Origin of the sequence: Geobacillus sp. Manikaran-105 (genome assembly GCF_002809955.1) — a bacterium.
GTDB lineage: Bacteria > Bacillota > Bacilli > Bacillales > Anoxybacillaceae > Geobacillus > Geobacillus thermophilus.
Map to the genome: position 1 here is coordinate 30,505 of NZ_PIJG01000010.1, position 15,957 is coordinate 46,461.

Below are 15,957 nucleotides of genomic sequence, written 5' to 3' on the forward strand. Positions count from 1 at the left end.
GCGATGACGGAAACGTGTGATTTATTGGCGTTTGGCGCCCATCCGGATGATGTTGAAATCGGCATGGGCGGAACGATCGCCAAATACACGCGCCGCGGTTTTCGGGTGATCATTTGCGATTTGACGAAGGCGGAGCTGTCGTCCAACGGTACGGTCGACGAGCGGCAGAAAGAGGCGGCCGAGGCGGCCCGGCGGCTTGGCGTGGCGCTTCGCCTCAACCTCGGGCTGCCGGACCGCGGCCTTTTGATCAGGGAAGAGGCGATTCGCCGCATCGTGTCGGTCATCCGCCGCTACCGCCCGCGCGTCGTCTTTGCTCCGTATTGGGTCGACCGTCATCCCGACCATGGGCAATGCGCCCGCCTTGTCGAGGAGGCGGTCTTTTCTGCCGGCATCCGCCGCTACGGCGCCGGGGAGCTTGGCGACGCCCACCGCGTCCGCGCTATGTATTATTACATGATCAATGCGTTTGAACGGCCGCATTTTCTGATCGATATTAGCGAGACGGTCGGCGACAAGCTGGCGAGCCTGCGCGCGTATGAAAGCCAATTTGAAAAGCGGCCCGGTTCGGTGGACACGCCGCTGACAAACGGCTACATCGAGACGGTGGAAAGCCGCGAGCGTTGGTTTGGCCAGCAAATTGGCACCGCCTATGCCGAAGGGTTTTTGTCCAAAACGCCGATTCATCTTTTTGATTTATTCGAGGGGGCGCGATGAAGCTGAAAATCGGGATTGTTTGTTATCCGACAGTCGGAGGCTCAGGGGTCGTTGCCACCGAGCTCGGCAAGCTGCTGGCCGAAAAAGGGCATGAGATCCATTTTATTTCCTCGAGCATGCCGTTTCGGTTGAACAAAGTATATGGAAACATTTATTACCATGAAGTGAACGTCAATCAGTATTCGGTCTTTCAGTATCCGCCGTACGATTTGGCCCTTGCCAACAAAATCGCGGCGGTGGCCAAGCGCGAACGGCTCGATGTGCTTCATGCCCATTACGCCGTCCCGCACGCCGTTTGCGCCGTGCTGGCGCGGCAAATGGTCGGCGAGCTGCCGATCGTCACGACGCTGCACGGCACCGATATTACCGTCTTGGGTTATGATCCGTCGCTGTCTGACATGATCAAGTTCGGCATTGAGCAGTCCGATATCGTCACCGCGGTGTCTGACGCCCTCGTGCGGCAGACGTACGAGCTGCTCGATGTGCAAAAACCGATCTATACGGTGTACAACTTTGTCGACGAACGCGTGTACCGCCGTCGGGAGGCCGGCCATTTGCGGCGGGAATACGGCATCAGTGAACAGGAAAAGGTCGTGATCCATGTCTCCAACTTTCGGAAAGTGAAGCGCGTGCCCGATGTCGTGCGGGCGTTTGCCATCGTCCGCCGCCATATGCCGGCCAAGCTCTTGCTTGTCGGCGACGGCCCGGAAATGACCGTCGTCTGCCGGCTTGTCAAAGAGCTCGGGCTCAACGGCGATGTCCGATTTTTGGGGAAACAGGACAAACTCGAAGAGCTGTACTCGATCAGCGATGTGATGATGCTCTTGTCGGAAAAAGAAAGCTTCGGGCTCGTCCTGCTCGAAGCGATGGCGTGCGGCGTTCCGTGCATCGGCACCGCCATCGGCGGCATTCCGGAAGTGATCGAAGACGGAAAAAGCGGGTTTTTATGTCCGCTTGGCGATGTTGAAGAAGCGGCTCGGCGGACGCTTATGCTGCTGACCGACCGCCGCCTTCATCAAGAGATGGCGCGCCAGGCCGTGCAAACGGTCGAGCAAAAGTTTCGTTCGTCCGACATCGTCGGGCAATATGAACAGCTGTACATTTCGCTCGCCGCAAGGAAGGTGAAATGATGAAACCGCCGTTTCAAGAGGCGCTCGGCATCATTCAACAGCTGAAACAGCATGGCTATGACGCCTATTTCGTCGGCGGAGCGGTGCGTGATTTGCTGCTTGGACGCCCGATCGGCGATGTGGATATTGCGACAAGCGCCTTGCCGGAAGACGTTATGGCGATTTTTCCAAAGACGATCGATGTCGGCTCGAAACACGGCACGGTCGTCGTTGTCCATAAAGGAAAAGCGTATGAAGTGACAACATTTCGCACGGACGGCGACTATGAGGACTACCGCCGTCCGGAGTCGGTGACGTTTGTCCGCTCGCTTGAGGAAGACTTAAAACGGCGCGATTTTACGATGAATGCCATCGCCATGAACGAATATGGGGCTATCATTGATCCGTTTGGAGGGCGAGAGGCGATTCGCCGGCGAATCATTCGCACCGTCGGAGAGGCGGAAAAGCGGTTTCGTGAAGATGCGCTTCGCATGATGCGGGCCGTTCGCTTTGTCAGCCAGCTCGGATTTGCGCTTGCGCCGGATACGGAACAGGCGATCGTCCAAAACGCTCCGCTTTTGGCCCACATTTCAGTCGAGCGGATGACGATGGAGATGGAAAAGCTGCTCGGCGGTCCGTTTGCCGCCAGGGCGCTGCCGCTGTTGGCCGAAACCGGATTGACCGCTTACTTGCCTGGTTTGGCAGGGAAAGAGAAGCAACTGCGTCTGGCGGCGGCTTATCGTTGGCCATGGCTTGCCGCGCGCGAAGAACGGTGGGCGCTTTTGTGCCATGCGCTTGGTGTGCAGGAAAGCCGGCTGTTTTTGCGCGCGTGGAAGCTCCCGAACAAAGTGGTCGACGAAGCGGGCGCCATTTTGACGGCGTTGGCTGACATTCCACGGCCGGAAGCATGGACGAACGAACAGCTGTTTTCCGCCGGCCTTGAGCGGGCGCTCTCGGTGGAAACAGTGCGCGCCGCCTTCACCGGCGCGCCGCCTGGGCCATGGCATGAGAAACTGCGCCGCCGCTTTGCCTCCTTGCCGATCAAAACGAAAGGGGAGCTGGCGGTCAACGGAAAAGACGTGATCGAGTGGGTCGGGAAACCGGCCGGCCCGTGGGTGAAAGAGGCGCTGGACGCCATATGGCGGGCGGTCGTCAACGGAGAAGTCGAGAACGAGAAGGAGCGGATTTACGCATGGCTCATGGAGCGCAATCGGACACGCGAAAAAAACTGTTAGAGCTGTTTGCCGAAGCGAACGGCGAGTTTTTGTCGGGACAAAAAATCAGCGAACGGCTCGGCTGTTCGCGGGCGGCCGTATGGAAACACATCGAGGAGCTGCGCAAAGAAGGCTTTGAACTCGAAGCGGTGCGCCGCCTTGGCTATCGGATCGTAAGCACGCCGGATAAGGTGACGGCGAATGAAATCCAGCTCGGCCTGAAAACGGAAACGCTCGGCCATACGATCCATTTTTTCGAGGAAGTCGATTCCACGCAGCGCATCGCCGCCAAGCTGGCGTACGAAGGGGCGCCGGAGGGGACGCTGGTCGTCGCGGAAGAGCAAAAAGCCGGCCGCGGGCGCCTCGATCGGAAATGGTTTTCTCCGAAAGGAACCGGCATTTGGATGAGCCTTATTTTGCGCCCGCCCATCCCCCCGCAGTGGGCGCCGCAATTGACGCTGCTTGTGGCGGTGGCCATTAGCCAAGCCATTCAAGAAGTGACCGGGCTTGTCCCGGATATTAAATGGCCGAACGACATTTTGCTTCACGGCAAAAAAGGCGTCGGCATTTTAACCGAGCTGCAGGCCGATCCCGACCGCGTCCGCTCGGTCATCGTCGGCATCGGCATTAACGTCAATCAAACAGCGGAACAATTTCCCGAGGACATTCGCGCCATCGCCACGTCGCTTGCCATTGAAAAAGGCGAACGCATCAAGCGTGCGCCGCTCATTCAAGAAATTTTGCTCCGCATCGAGCGGCTGTATAAGCAATATTTGGCGCACGGCTTCCGCCCCATCAAGCTTCTTTGGGAAGGGTATGCGGTTTCGATCGGCAAGCCGGTGACGGCAAGAACGCTGGGCGGCACGATTCGCGGCATCGCCCGCGGCATCACCGAAGACGGGCTGCTCATTCTCGAAGATGAGGAGCAAAACACCCATTATATTCACTCAGCCGATATTCAGTTGTAAATTGCCACTAGAAAAATTGTGACAATTTTGTTAAAATACAAGGCGAGGAAAGGGCAGTATCTTTGTCAAGAAAGAGCTGCACCGAGGCTGGCAACATGAATAAATGGTTGAGACGATCTGCCTTGATCCTTACTCGAAGGACTGGGACAGAGGGGTGAACGAAACCGACGGCGGTTTATGGCGTCCTTCTTTCTCAAGGCGGGAAAGAAGGACGTTTTGTTTCGGTCGCGTCACCTCCTCTGCAACAAAAGGGGAGGGAGTCAATGTGAAGACGAAAACGGATTTTTTTCGCATGAAACAGACAGGCGAGCCCATCGTCATGGTGACCGCCTATGATTTTCCATCGGCCAAGCTCGCGGAGCAAGCCGGGGTGGACATGATTTTGGTCGGCGACTCGCTCGGCATGGTCGTGCTCGGCTATGACTCGACGATTCCGGTGACGGTTGAGGACATGATTCATCATACGAAGGCGGTGCGGCGGGGCGCGCCCAACACGTTTGTCGTCACGGACATGCCGTTTATGTCCTACCATGCGTCGAAAGAGGAAGCGTTGCAAAACGCCCGGCGCATCATGCAGCAGTCGGGGGCGAACGCCGTCAAAGTGGAAGGAGCCGATGAAGTTACCGGCGTCATCGCCGCGCTGACGAAAGCCGGCGTGCCGGTCGTCGCCCACCTCGGGCTGACACCGCAGTCGGTCGGCGTCCTCGGCGGCTACAAAGTGCAAGGCAAAGATGCGGAAAGCGCCAAAAAGCTTATGGATGATGCGAAACAGTGCGAACAAGCGGGCGCGATCGCCTTGGTGCTCGAATGCGTGCCAAGGCAGCTTGGCGCCGCCATTGCCCGGGAGCTTCATATTCCTGTCATCGGCATCGGCGCCGGGGCCGAGGTGGACGGCCAAGTGCTCGTGTATCATGATGTGCTCGGCTACGGTGTTGACCGTGTGCCGAAGTTTGTCAAACAATACGCCGTCATTCAAGATGCCGTCGTCCAGGCATTGGCCAACTATGTCGCCGATGTCAAACTGCGACAGTTTCCAGAGCCGGCGCACGCGTTTACCATGAAGGAAGAAGAATGGGTGGCGTTATACGGAGGAAAGCAATGATGATCGTTGTCGACCGCATTGCGACAATGCAGGCGTTGATGCGCCAATATCGCCGCGAAGGAAAAACGATTGGGTTCGTCCCGACGATGGGCTATTTGCACGATGGGCATGCCGCGCTCATCGACCGGGCGCGCGAAGAGAACGATATCGTTGTGCTCAGCATTTTTGTCAACCCGCTTCAGTTTGGACCGAACGAAGATTTTGCCCGCTACCCGCGCGATTTTGAGCGCGACCGGCGCATCGCCGGCCAGCATGGCGTGGACGTATTGTTTCACCCGGAGGCGGACGAAATGTATCCGGCGCCGCTCTCGGTGCAAGCGGTCGTCAAGGCGCGCACCGATGTGTTGTGTGGGCGGTCGCGGCCCGGTCATTTCGACGGCGTGGCGACCGTGCTCATTAAGCTGTTCAATATCGTCATGCCGGACCGCGCCTATTTCGGGATGAAAGACGCCCAGCAGGTGGCCGTTGTCGCCGGCTTAATCCGCGACTTTAATTTTCCGATCGAGCTCGTGCCGGTGCCGACGGTGCGCGAGACCGACGGGCTGGCGAAAAGCTCGCGCAACGTTTATTTATCGCCGCAGGAGCGAAAGGAAGCGCCGGCGCTCTACGAGGCGCTTAAGGCCGCAGCAGCGGCTGTTGACCGCGGGGAGCGGAACGCGGAAGCCATCCGCCGCCTCGTGCGGGAGCATATTGAGGCGCATACGCATGCGGAAATCGATTATGTTGAAGTATGCTCATATCCCGATTTAACGCCGCTTTCGGCGCTCGCCGGAACGGTGCTCATTGCGGTTGCCGTCCGGTTTGCGGGCGCCCGCTTGATCGATAACATCATGGTCGAGTTGCCTGCAGCGGACAGGCGAGGGGAGTAAAGGGGGGATCGTCCATGTTTCGTACGCTCATGAACGCCAAAATTCATCGCGCCCGTGTGACGGAAGCGAACCTGGATTACGTCGGCAGCATTACCATCGATGAAGATATTTTGGACGCCGTCGGCATGGTGGCTAATGAAAAAGTGCAGGTGGTCAACAATAATAATGGAGCCCGCTTTGAAACGTATATCATCCCCGGGGAGCGCGGCAGCGGCGTCTTTTGCCTAAACGGCGCGGCCGCCCGCCTCGTGCAAAAAGGGGATATCATCATCGTAATTTCGTATGCGCTCGTTCCGGAAGAAAAAGTCGCCGCGCATCGTCCGAAAATCGCCATTATGGACGAACACAACCGGATCGCGCAGCTTATCGCCGAAGAGCCGGCACATACGATTTTATAATGTGGTCAAAAAGGGGCTTTCCGCCCCTTTTCGTTTTGAGGTGATCGTTTATGGCAATGCGCTTTGTCATTATTGATTTGGAGACAACCGGAAACGGGCCGAAAAAGGGCGACCGGATCATCCAGCTCGGCATGGCGGTGGTGGAAGGCCGCTCAATCGTGGCGCGGTTTGCCAGCTTTTTCAACCCTGAACAGCCGATCCCGCCATTTATCCAACAGCTGACCAATTTCCGGCGCCGTTTCGCTACGAGGAACAGGCTGCGCTCTTTGTGCCGGCGGACATGCCGCTCGCTTCCGCTGTTTCGGTCGAGACGTATGCCGAGGCGGCAGCGGCGGCCATCACAGCAGTCGCCCGGCGCGTCGGCCGGCGGTTGCTTGTGCTGTTTCCATCGTACGAATTGTTGAAAATGACCGTCGAGGCGTTAAAAAACGACGAGGCGGACGAACCATTTGTCTTGATCGCTCAAGGGGTGCAAAGCGGCAGTCCGGCCAAGCTCATCCGGACGTTTTTGCAGTTTGAGCGCGCTGTGCTGTTTGGGACGAGCGGTTTTTGGGAGGGGGTCGATTTGCCGGGGGATGCGCTTGATGCGCTCATCATCGCGCGTTTGCCGTTTGCTCCTCCGGACGATCCGGTGATGGAAGCGAAAAGCGAACGCATTCGTGCACGGGGAGGCGATCCGTTTTATGAGCTGTCGCTTCCCGAGGCCGTCCTCCGATTGAAGCAAGGCGTCGGCCGTCTTATCCGCACCGAGCGCGACAAGGGAGTGGTGTTCGTCCTTGACCGCCGGTTGACGAACGCCCCGTACCGAGCGGACTTTCTCGCGTCGCTGCCGCCGCTTCCTGTGCATGAGGGTGGACTTTTGGAGCTGCTCGATGCGGCGGACGCCTGGCTTTGGCAAGGCCGCCGGCCCAATGGCGTTTAGGGCATGTCGTCGCTTCCTTCTCATAAAGAGAGGGGAAACGGTGCAATCTAAAGATGGCAGGCAGCAAAAAAATTCCCCGCATCGAGCGGGGCGGAAGGAAGCAAATTTGCGTTGGCGGTGTAGGCGGGCAAATTTGTTATGAAATGGTCGGACAAACCTGCTATAATAGGGAAGAAGCACAACTGCGATGCTGGCAGCCTGCGGCTTTCGCTGCCTGGCTGCAGATCTGCTGTATTTGTATTGTTGCCGGAGCCGCCGGCCTGTATAAGTAACAAAATTTGCGCCGCACAGGAGGAAGCGACGAAAATGGAAAGCAAAATTGAAGTGCTCGCCACCGTCAAAGTCCAGCATTCCGACGATTTGTACAAAATTGTCGACTGCTTGAACCGGACGCTGAAGCGCAACAATTTAATGTTTGGCCTTGCTTTGGATGAGAACGACAAACGACAGGCCGTCTTCACGATTTACCGGACGTGATCGCGATGAAAAAATGGGGATGGTTGGCTCTCCTTTTTTTTGGTTTCCTCATTTGGCAGGCATGGTCGATTTATGGAGAGGCGATGGCGCCCAAACGGTCCATGGCGGAACACGCGCTTGCGCGGGCGAGGGAGGCAGTCGGATTGATTGACGTCAAGAAAGTCTATACATATTATGGGGATGAAGCGTACACTGTATTCATCGGCCGGACGAAGCAAGAAAAAACGGACGTCGTCGTTTGGGTGCCGGAAAAAAGAGGAAATGTCGTCGTCAAGCGGGCGGACAGCGGCATCAGCGAAGCAAAAGCGCGCGCCATTTTAGAGCGCGACCGCCGCCCGCAGCAGATCATTGACGCGACGCTCGGCATGGAAAAAGGCGTGCCTCTTTGGGAGTTGACATATATCGATTCGGAAGGAAGGTATTCGTTTTATTACCTTCATTTCACCGATGGCGCGTTCTTGAAGAGGTACAGTTTTCAACGATGAGGACATGAGGGGGAAGAAGCGATGAAACTGGCAAAACGGGTGGCGTCGCTGACGCCATCGGCGACATTGGCCATTACGGCGAAAGCGAAAGAATTGAAAGCGGCCGGATACGACGTGATCGGCCTCGGGGCCGGAGAGCCGGATTTCAATACGCCGCAGCACATTCTCGATGCAGCGGTAAGAGCGATGAACGAAGGGCATACGAAATATACGCCCTCGGGCGGGCTGCCGGCGCTGAAGGCGGAAATCATCAAAAAGTTTGCCCGCGACCAAGGGCTTGAGTATGAGCCGGCGGAAGTGATTGTATGCGTCGGGGCGAAGCACGCCCTTTACACCCTCTTTCAAGTGCTGCTCGACGAGGGCGATGAGGTCATCATCCCGACGCCGTATTGGGTCAGCTACCCGGAACAAGTGAAGCTCGCCGGCGGCGTTCCCGTTTATGTGGAAGGGCTGGAACAACACGATTTCAAAATTACGCCAGAGCAGCTGAAGCAGGCGATCACGCCGCGGACGAAGGCGGTCATCATCAACTCGCCGAGCAACCCGACCGGCATGATTTACACGGCCGAAGAACTGAAGGCGCTCGGTGACGTTTGCTTAGAATACGGCCTCTTGATCGTCTCCGACGAAATTTATGAAAAGCTGATTTACGGCGGAGCGAAGCATGTCTCGATCGCTGAGCTGGCGCCGGAGCTGAAAGCGCAGACCGTCATCATCAACGGGGTGTCGAAGTCGCATTCGATGACGGGATGGCGCATCGGGTATGCGGCAGGTCCAAAAGAAATCATCAAAGCGATGACCGACTTGGCGAGCCACAGTACATCCAACCCGACGTCAATCGCCCAATACGCGGCCATCGCCGCGTACAGCGGCCCGCAGGATCCGGTGGAAGAAATGCGCCGGGCGTTTGAAGAGCGGCTCCATATCATTTACGACAAGCTTGTGCAAATTCCAGGGTTTACATGCGTCAAGCCGCAAGGGGCGTTTTACTTGTTCCCGAACGCCCGCAAAGCGGCGGAGATGGCGGGCTGCCGCACGGTCGACGAGTTCGTCGCCGTCTTGCTCGAAGAGGCGAAAGTCGCCCTCGTGCCCGGCTCCGGGTTTGGAGCGCCGGACAATGTCCGCCTGTCGTATGCGACTTCGCTTGAGGCGCTGGAAACGGCGGTGGAACGCATCCGCCGATTCATGGAAGCGCGCGCGTAACCAAATCCGCGGGGCAGGGTGGATATGCTGTCAGGCGGCAACGGCCGGTGCAGTACAAAGCGCCGCATTTCGCCGCCCCGCCCTGGCCGTTGCTGCCGTGTTGGCGCAACGGTATAATAGCGAATGATGGACGTGTCAATCATTGGAGGGAATAAGTACGTGAGAACGACGATTGCGGAAGTAAACCAATATGTCGGCCGGCAAGTCACGATCGGCGCCTGGCTGGCCAATAAGCGCTCGAGTGGAAAAATCGCCTTTTTGCAGCTGCGCGACGGGACGGGCTTCATTCAAGGCGTCGTCGAAAAGGCGAACGTCTCAGAGGAAGTATTCCAACGCGCGAAAACGTTGACGCAAGAAACATCGCTGTATGTGACCGGAACAGTGCGCATTGACGAGCGTTCGCCGTTCGGCTACGAACTGTCGGTTACGGACTTGCAAGTCATCGATGAAGCGGTCGATTACCCGATTACGCCAAAGGAGCACGGCGTCGAATTTTTGATGGACCATCGCCATTTATGGCTTCGGTCGCGGCGTCAGCATGCCATTATGAAAATCCGCAACGAGGTCATTCGGGCAACGTACGAGTTTTTCAACGACCGCGGGTTCGTCAAAGTCGATGCGCCGATTTTGACCGGCAGCGCGCCGGAAGGAACGACCGAGCTGTTCCACACGAAATATTTCGATGAAGACGCGTATTTGTCGCAAAGCGGCCAGCTGTATATGGAGGCAGCGGCGATGGCGCTCGGCAAAGTATTTTCATTCGGCCCGACGTTTCGCGCTGAAAAGTCGAAAACGCGCCGCCATTTGATCGAATTTTGGATGGTCGAGCCGGAAATGGCGTTTTACGAGTTTGAAGACAACTTGCGGCTGCAGGAAGAGTACGTCTCCTATCTTGTGCAGTCGGTGCTCAGCCGCTGCCGGCTCGAGCTTGGGCGGCTTGAGCGCGATGTGTCCAAACTTGAGTTGGTCACGCCGCCGTTTCCGCGCCTGACGTATGACGAAGCGATCAAGCTTTTGCACGACAAAGGGTTCACCGACATCGAGTGGGGCGACGACTTCGGCGCGCCGCATGAGACGGCCATTGCGGAAAGTTTCGAGAAGCCGGTCTTTATCACTCATTACCCGACGTCATTAAAGCCGTTTTATATGCAGCCGGATCCGAAGCGGCCGGACGTTGTGTTGTGCGCCGACCTCATTGCCCCGGAAGGGTACGGGGAAATTATCGGCGGCTCGGAGCGCATCCATGATTATGACTTGTTAAAGCAACGCCTTGAGGAACACCATTTGCCGCTTGAGGCGTATGAATGGTATTTGGATTTGCGCAAATACGGATCGGTGCCGCACTCTGGGTTCGGGCTCGGCCTCGAGCGCACGGTCGCTTGGATTTGCGGCGTCGAGCATGTGCGTGAAACGATCCCATTCCCGCGCCTTCTCAACCGTTTGTATCCGTAACCCCCCTGCAAAAAGGGGGTTTTTTTGCCGCCGGCATGTTATACTATAGTTGAGGTGCATCGGCATGGAAAAGAAAAAGGTGGCCGAATGGCTGGCGCAAGGAAGCGTCGCCGTTCCAAAGCTGTTATTGAACCATTATAAACAGCTTGGCTTGAGCGAGGCGGAACTCGTGCTGCTTTTGCATATGCAGTCGTTTTTTGAGCAAGGGATCACCTTTCCGACGCCGGCGGAGCTGGCCGAGAGAATGACTGTCCCGGCGGCGGAGTGCATGGAAATGATGCGCCGCCTTTTGCGAAAGGGGATGGTGGCCATTGAGGAGCATACGGACGAACGCGGCATCCGCAGCGAAAAGTATACGCTCGAACCGCTTTGGGAGCAGCTGGTTCACCATTTGTATGCAGAAGCGGCCAAGGATGAGCGCGGCGGCCAGCAGGAGGAGGAAAGCCTATATACGGTTTTTGAGCAAGAATTTGGCCGCCCGCTCTCCCCGTTTGAGTGCGAAACGCTCGCGATGTGGATCGACCAAGACGGCCATGAACCGGCCATCATTAAAGCTGCGCTGCGCGAGGCGGTGCTGTCGGGAAAACTGAACTTTCGCTACATCGACCGCATTTTGTTTGAGTGGAAAAAGAACGGCATCCGCACGATCGAGCAGGCGCACGATTACGGCAAAAAATTCCGCAAGCCGAAACCGCTCGCCCGCCCGGCGAAACAGGCGACAGGGGAATTTAAGCAGACGATTCCGTTTTTCAACTGGCTTGACTCGTAAACGAGAGCGCAGTCTCTCGTTTTTGTTTGGCCAAAATCGCGAAATGCTCGTATGGATGGCCAAACATCGCGAAAGGAGGAGAAGAGGGATGCTGACGAAGCAGCAAATCCGCTGTTGTTTGGACGTGATGGCGGACATGTTTCCCAATGCCCATTGCGAACTTGTGCACCGCAATCCGTTCGAACTGTTGATCGCGGTCGTTTTGTCAGCGCAATGCACCGATGCGCTCGTCAATAAGGTGACGAAACATTTGTTTGAAAAATACCGAACGCCGCACGATTACATCGCGGTGCCGCTTGAAGAGCTGGAGCAAGACATCCGATCGATCGGATTATACCGGAACAAAGCGAAAAATATTCAAAAGTTGTGCGCGATGCTGATTGAGGAGTACAACGGTGAGGTGCCGCGCGACCGCGATGAATTGATGAAGCTGCCGGGCGTCGGAAGGAAGACGGCCAACGTCGTCGTCTCCGTGGCATTTGGCGTGCCGGCCATCGCCGTTGATACGCATGTCGAGCGGGTCAGCAAGCGGCTCGGCTTTTGCCGTTGGGACGCGTCAGTTCTGGAAGTGGAACAAACGTTGATGAAAACCATTCCAAAGGAAGAATGGTCGATCACCCACCACCGGATGATTTTTTTCGGCCGCTACCATTGCAAGGCGCAGGCGCCGCAATGCCCGGTATGCCCGCTTCTTCATTTATGCCGCGAGGGAAAAAAGCGGATGCGAAAGAGGGAAAACAAACGTGCGCGTGCCGACTGAATGGGCTCGCCCGCTTTTTCCCGGACGGGCATATTTCTAGGCAAGTTGCCATGAAAAAGCGGATGGCCCGATAGGCCATCCGCTTTTTTGAGGTAGGTGATCTCACTGGCGGCTTCCATTTCTCATGCCAGCATTGCCGCTGTTTCCTGATTGTGGATTGGTCGGCGTTGTTGCGCCGCCATCCCCTTGGCCGTTGTCTTTGCCGCCGTTGTCTTTGCCGCCGTTGTCTTTGCCGCCGTTGTCTTTGCCGCCGTTGTCTTTGCCGCCGTTGTCTTTGCCGCCGTTGTCCTCTTCGCCGCCATCATCGCGATCTTCGTTGCCATTGCCGTTGTTTCCGCTATTTCCGCCATTGTTGTTATTTTGATTGTTTCCATTGCCCCCATGATCATCGCCGTTATCCCCGTTCGTGCCGCCATTTCCGGCGCCACGGTTGTTGCCATCATCGTTCGCTCCATTGCCCGGCGCCGTCGGCTGCTCGCCGCCAGGGATGCGGATGCTCGTGATCGCCGGCTTGCTCATCCGCTCGCCTTCCTTGGCATAGACGGCGATTGTGTACGAAGCCCCTGGCGCCACGTTCGTCACTGTCACGCTTAAATCTTTGGTCGTGACCGTTTCCGTATGCCCTTGCTCGTCTTTGATGCGCACTTCAAACAGCGTGTCGTCGGTTTTCTCATCATACGACCAAGAGACGGAAATGATGTTGGCAGCTTGATCGTACGAAGCGGCCAACCCTTTGACAGCCGGGAGCTCTTCCGGCTCATCTTTTGCGACTTCTGTCGGTTCGGTGCCGCGCACGAACAATTCATACGTAATGTCGCTTTCAGGCGTGTATTTGCCGGCAAGTTTCGGCGGATTCGTGCCTTTTTTGATCGGCAGTTTGACGACGCTGTCCGGCCGCTGAAACTCTCCGCTGCCATCGTCGAGATGGGACATCAGATCTTTCAGCAAGAGCTTCGGAATGCGCTGCTCCCGATCTCCTAATGTAGCTGTTTCGCTTTTTTTGCTGAAGCCGACCCAAATGGCCGCCGTGTAGTTTGGCGTATAGCCGACAATCCAGCTGTCCGGCACATCGTCCCGTTTGAGGCCAAACTTCGCGCCGTCTTTGCCGTAGTTTGTCGTTCCGGTCTTGCCGGCGAGCTCCAATCCTGGAACATAGGCGGACTGCCCAGTGCCAGAGCGGATGACCGATTTGAGCATGTCGGTAATCATGTATGCGGTGTAATCATGCATGACTCGCTTCGGTTTTGGCTTTAAGTCCATTTCCGTGCCGTCTGGGAAGACGATTTTCGTCACCGCATACGGCTTCGTGTAAACGCCGTTGTTGCCGAAGGCGGCGTAGGCGCCGGCCATCTGCAGCGGCGATACGTAGCGCGATACGCCGCCGATTGCGTACGGCTCATATACTTCGTCAAAACCCATGCCGAGCCGGTTGGCAAACTCTTTCGCCCGCTCCTTGCCGACCGCTTGGAACGTTTTTAACGCCGGGATGTTGCGCGACCATGTGAGGGCATTGCGCACCGTCACCGGTCCGGCGTAGCGCCCGCCGGCGTTGCGGATCGGGGTGCCGTCGGAGTACGTATACGGCTCGTCAACAAGAATGTGCGCGGTTGACCATTTTAAATATTCGATCGCCGGCCCGTAGTCCAAAATCGGCTTAATCGTTGAACCGGGCTGGCCGACAGGCTGAATTGCGTAGTTGAAACCGAACTCGATGTTGTCGCGATGGCGTCCCCCGCCTAACGCGCGAATGGCGCCCGTTTTCGTGTCGACGAGGGCGATTCCCGACTGCAAATCTTTTTTGGCGGTAAAACGTTGATCGGAGTTTAATAGCTTTTCAACGTACGATTGCGCCTCTTGATCAAGCGTCGTGTAAATTTTCAGCCCGTCTTCAAAGACGTTGACATTGGCTTTGTCCGTCACTTCTTTGATCACTTCGTCAATGAAGGCGTCGTATGGCACGGAATTTTGCGGCTTTTTCCGCTCGGTGAGCATCGATTTGATCGGCACCTGCTTCGCTTTTTCCGCTTCTTCCGCGCTGATAAAGCCATGTTTCACCATGAGCGACAAGACAGTGTCGCGCCGTTTTTTCGCCGCCTCTGGATGAACGTACGGGTTGTACCGGTTCGGGCTTTGCGGCATGCCGGCCAAGAGCGCTGCCTCGGGGAGCGTCAGCTCTTTTAAGTTCGTTTTGCCGAAGTAATATTCCGCCGCCCGGGCGACGCCATAAATGCCGTCTGAGTAATAAATTTTGTTCAAGTACATTTCCAAAATTTCATGCTTCGAATACTTTTGCTCAAGCTGCAAGGCGAGCCACGCTTCTTGCGCTTTCCGCTCCAACGTTTTCTTTGGTGAGAGGAACGTCATTTTCACGACTTGCTGGGTGATCGTGCTGCCGCCTTCCGCGCCGAACCCTTCGCGAATATTGGCGATGACCGCGCCGGCTAGACGGACGATGTCGATGCCGTGATGCTCGTAAAAGCGGGCGTCTTCGGTCGCCAATACCGCATTTTCCAGCACTTTCGGCACGTCCTTGTATGAGATGTACGTCCGTTTGTAACCGCCCAGCTCGGCGACTTTCTTTCCGCTCATATCGTACACGGTCGACGAGAGCGGATCTTTAATTTTCGCCTCATCGAGCGGAGGGGCGTCCTTGACAAAGTAGGCGAACGCAGCCACCCCCCCCGATGGCGCCAAGGGCGATCATCAGCACTATCGCAATGGCGATCGCTTTCAACCAGGACCTTCCTCTTTTCTTTTTCGCCTTCTTTTGTTTCGTCTGTTTCGCTGCCTGCTTTCGTTCCACACGAGAACGATATTCACCAGACATAAGCAAATCCTGCCTTTCTTACAAGTTTTCACCTTAAGCGGTGAAGTACACGTTTTCTATTACACTAATATAATCAATTCTCGGCTGGTAGCCAAGCGGGATATAATGCCCGTATTGTTCGATCTCCCGTTTTGGGATCGACTTTCTTCCCCCGGCTTCTTGCTCATTCCAGCGGGCAATTAAGTGGGAGGCGTCAAGCAAATACGTTTCATTGAGCAGGGAAAAACGCAAAATCGCAAAGCAAATGCCGCCGTGGGCCATGACTTGCGCCATATGGCGGATTTGGTGAGCGTGGAAATTTTTCAGCGGAAACGACGTTTTGTTTCTCGTCTCCTTTGCCTCAAAGTCGATGTATTTGCCGCGATAGATGCCGTTGTAGTCGGTCGTCGACGCCTGCCGGAAATAGGCCTCTTTGATGACGGCGGCGCTCCGTTTCGGATAATCGACGCGGACGATTTGCACCGGAGTCGGCTTTTTATGGATGACGGCGATGCCGTGCTCCCGATAATATTCATTCGTCGCGTTTAAGTCGTCTTCGAGCGTCATGCCGCGGTTGGCATAGCCGGCTGCCGCCGGCGGTCGCACCGCGCTCGGTCCGTTTCCGCGGTATTCTTTTCCTCCTGGATATTTGAGTGCCATCGCGTTCATCTCCTTTGAATGGTTTTTATTATACCATACGCTCGGAAAA

14 protein-coding genes and 3 pseudogenes are annotated in these 15,957 nt (G+C 56.4%); 15 read left to right on the forward strand and 2 right to left on the reverse strand.

Translation table 11 applies throughout. The annotated features are described in order from the left end of the window. Positions 1-3: 3 nt before the first annotated feature. From bshB1 to nth, 15 genes and pseudogenes are all read left to right on the forward strand, one after another. Complete coding sequence (gene bshB1, locus CV945_RS04785; RefSeq protein ID WP_100659241.1) at positions 4-714, forward strand: bacillithiol biosynthesis deacetylase BshB1; 711 nt, start codon at positions 4-6, stop codon at positions 712-714. Next, positions 711-1,844: an N-acetyl-alpha-D-glucosaminyl L-malate synthase BshA gene (gene bshA / locus CV945_RS04790; protein ID WP_049624829.1), complete on the forward strand. Its 1,134-nt coding sequence runs from the start codon at positions 711-713 to the stop codon at positions 1,842-1,844. Before bshB1 ends, bshA begins: the two co-directional genes overlap by 4 nt. After that, positions 1,844-3,058, forward strand: a complete 1,215-nt coding sequence (locus CV945_RS04795) for a CCA tRNA nucleotidyltransferase (protein WP_100659242.1) — start codon at positions 1,844-1,846, stop codon at positions 3,056-3,058. Before bshA ends, CV945_RS04795 begins: the two co-directional genes overlap by 1 nt. Beyond that, on the forward strand, positions 3,016-4,005 hold the full coding sequence (locus CV945_RS04800; RefSeq protein ID WP_100659243.1) for a biotin--[acetyl-CoA-carboxylase] ligase: 990 nt from the start codon (positions 3,016-3,018) through the stop codon (positions 4,003-4,005). Before CV945_RS04795 ends, CV945_RS04800 begins: the two co-directional genes overlap by 43 nt. A 265-nt stretch (positions 4,006-4,270) precedes the next feature. After that, positions 4,271-5,107 carry a 3-methyl-2-oxobutanoate hydroxymethyltransferase gene (gene panB, locus CV945_RS04805; protein ID WP_033010092.1) on the forward strand — a complete coding sequence of 279 codons (837 nt, stop codon included), beginning with the start codon at positions 4,271-4,273 and terminating at the stop codon, positions 5,105-5,107. Beyond that, positions 5,107-5,976, forward strand: coding sequence for a pantoate--beta-alanine ligase (panC, locus tag CV945_RS04810; protein WP_033010093.1), 870 nt, complete (start codon positions 5,107-5,109; stop codon positions 5,974-5,976). Before panB ends, panC begins: the two co-directional genes overlap by 1 nt. Before the next feature lie 14 nt (positions 5,977-5,990). Further along, a complete protein-coding gene (panD, locus tag CV945_RS04815) occupies positions 5,991-6,374 on the forward strand; it encodes an aspartate 1-decarboxylase (RefSeq protein WP_033010095.1) in 384 nt (127 codons plus the stop codon). A 56-nt stretch (positions 6,375-6,430) separates the two neighbouring features. After that, positions 6,431-6,541, forward strand: a pseudogene (locus CV945_RS17815) (exonuclease domain-containing protein); the annotation flags it as partial. Between the two features lie 59 nt (positions 6,542-6,600). Then, positions 6,601-7,296 (forward strand): annotated as a pseudogene (locus CV945_RS04825) (helicase C-terminal domain-containing protein); the annotation flags it as partial. A gap of 306 nt (positions 7,297-7,602) precedes the next feature. Beyond that, positions 7,603-7,773 carry a YpmA family protein gene (locus CV945_RS04835; RefSeq protein ID WP_064502496.1) on the forward strand — a complete coding sequence of 57 codons (171 nt, stop codon included), beginning with the start codon at positions 7,603-7,605 and terminating at the stop codon, positions 7,771-7,773. A gap of 5 nt (positions 7,774-7,778) precedes the next feature. Continuing rightward, a complete protein-coding gene (locus tag CV945_RS04840) occupies positions 7,779-8,258 on the forward strand; it encodes a cell wall elongation regulator TseB-like domain-containing protein (protein ID WP_100659245.1) in 480 nt (159 codons plus the stop codon). A 21-nt stretch (positions 8,259-8,279) separates the two neighbouring features. Beyond that, a complete protein-coding gene (locus CV945_RS04845) occupies positions 8,280-9,461 on the forward strand; it encodes a pyridoxal phosphate-dependent aminotransferase (RefSeq protein WP_063210372.1) in 1,182 nt (393 codons plus the stop codon). A gap of 159 nt (positions 9,462-9,620) precedes the next feature. Further along, a complete protein-coding gene (gene asnS / locus CV945_RS04850; protein ID WP_033010100.1) occupies positions 9,621-10,913 on the forward strand; it encodes an asparagine--tRNA ligase in 1,293 nt (430 codons plus the stop codon). 64 nt (positions 10,914-10,977) lie between these two features. Continuing rightward, on the forward strand, positions 10,978-11,682 hold the full coding sequence (locus CV945_RS04855; protein ID WP_033010101.1) for a DnaD domain-containing protein: 705 nt from the start codon (positions 10,978-10,980) through the stop codon (positions 11,680-11,682). Positions 11,683-11,770: 88 nt separating this feature from the next. Continuing rightward, positions 11,771-12,442 carry an endonuclease III gene (gene nth / locus CV945_RS04860; protein ID WP_033010102.1) on the forward strand — a complete coding sequence of 224 codons (672 nt, stop codon included), beginning with the start codon at positions 11,771-11,773 and terminating at the stop codon, positions 12,440-12,442. 102 nt (positions 12,443-12,544) lie between these two features. On the opposite strand, the pseudogene CV945_RS04865 reads toward nth, so the two are convergent. Further along, a pseudogene (locus CV945_RS04865) lies at positions 12,545-15,269 on the reverse strand (PBP1A family penicillin-binding protein). 33 nt (positions 15,270-15,302) lie between these two features. Beyond that, positions 15,303-15,908 carry a Holliday junction resolvase RecU gene (gene recU / locus CV945_RS04870; RefSeq protein ID WP_033010104.1) on the reverse strand — a complete coding sequence of 202 codons (606 nt, stop codon included), beginning with the start codon at positions 15,906-15,908 and terminating at the stop codon, positions 15,303-15,305. Positions 15,909-15,957 lie beyond the last annotated feature (49 nt).

Coding starts and splice junctions, on each gene's coding strand:
- recU (WP_033010104.1), bottom strand. CDS start 15,908: ATGGCACTCAAATATCCAGGAGGAAAAGAATACCGCGGAAACGGACCG.
- bshB1 (WP_100659241.1), top strand. CDS start 4: ATGACGGAAACGTGTGATTTATTGGCGTTTGGCGCCCATCCGGATGAT.
- CV945_RS04795 (WP_100659242.1), top strand. CDS start 1,844: ATGAAACCGCCGTTTCAAGAGGCGCTCGGCATCATTCAACAGCTGAAA.
- panD (WP_033010095.1), top strand. CDS start 5,991: ATGTTTCGTACGCTCATGAACGCCAAAATTCATCGCGCCCGTGTGACG.
- CV945_RS04855 (WP_033010101.1), top strand. CDS start 10,978: ATGGAAAAGAAAAAGGTGGCCGAATGGCTGGCGCAAGGAAGCGTCGCC.
- CV945_RS04840 (WP_100659245.1), top strand. CDS start 7,779: ATGAAAAAATGGGGATGGTTGGCTCTCCTTTTTTTTGGTTTCCTCATT.
- panC (WP_033010093.1), top strand. CDS start 5,107: ATGATCGTTGTCGACCGCATTGCGACAATGCAGGCGTTGATGCGCCAA.
- CV945_RS04845 (WP_063210372.1), top strand. CDS start 8,280: ATGAAACTGGCAAAACGGGTGGCGTCGCTGACGCCATCGGCGACATTG.
- bshA (WP_049624829.1), top strand. CDS start 711: ATGAAGCTGAAAATCGGGATTGTTTGTTATCCGACAGTCGGAGGCTCA.
- CV945_RS04800 (WP_100659243.1), top strand. CDS start 3,016: ATGGCTCATGGAGCGCAATCGGACACGCGAAAAAAACTGTTAGAGCTG.
- CV945_RS04835 (WP_064502496.1), top strand. CDS start 7,603: ATGGAAAGCAAAATTGAAGTGCTCGCCACCGTCAAAGTCCAGCATTCC.
- nth (WP_033010102.1), top strand. CDS start 11,771: ATGCTGACGAAGCAGCAAATCCGCTGTTGTTTGGACGTGATGGCGGAC.